The sequence below is a fragment of the Microbispora sp. ZYX-F-249 genome (genome assembly GCF_039649665.1).
Taxonomy (GTDB): Bacteria; Actinomycetota; Actinomycetes; order Streptosporangiales; family Streptosporangiaceae; genus Microbispora; species Microbispora maris.
Window position 1 is genome coordinate 1 of sequence record NZ_JBDJAW010000198.1, and the last position, 283, is coordinate 283.

Below are 283 nucleotides of genomic sequence, written 5' to 3' on the forward strand. Positions count from 1 at the left end.
TCGAGCAGCAGCTCGGCCTCAGGGAGATCATCTGGGACGTCGACTCCCAGGACTGGAACGGCGCCAGCACCTCCGCCATCGTCCAGGCCGCCGGACGCCTGCAGAACGGCCAGATCATCCTGATGCACGACCAGTACGCCACGACGGTCCAGGCCATCCCGCAGATCGCCGCCAACCTCCGCAGCCGCAACCTGTGCGCCGGCATGATCTCCCCCACCACCGGACGCGCCGTCGCCCCCGACGGCAGCGGGCCCGTCTCCCCGTCCCCGACGATCCCCCAGTC

1 protein-coding gene is annotated in these 283 nt (G+C 70.7%); it reads left to right on the plus strand.

Annotated elements, in window-relative coordinates; all coding sequences use genetic code 11:
- Positions 1–283: polysaccharide deacetylase family protein (locus AAH991_RS40385; protein ID WP_507185164.1), on the plus strand; the 283-nt coding region annotated here is incomplete at both ends.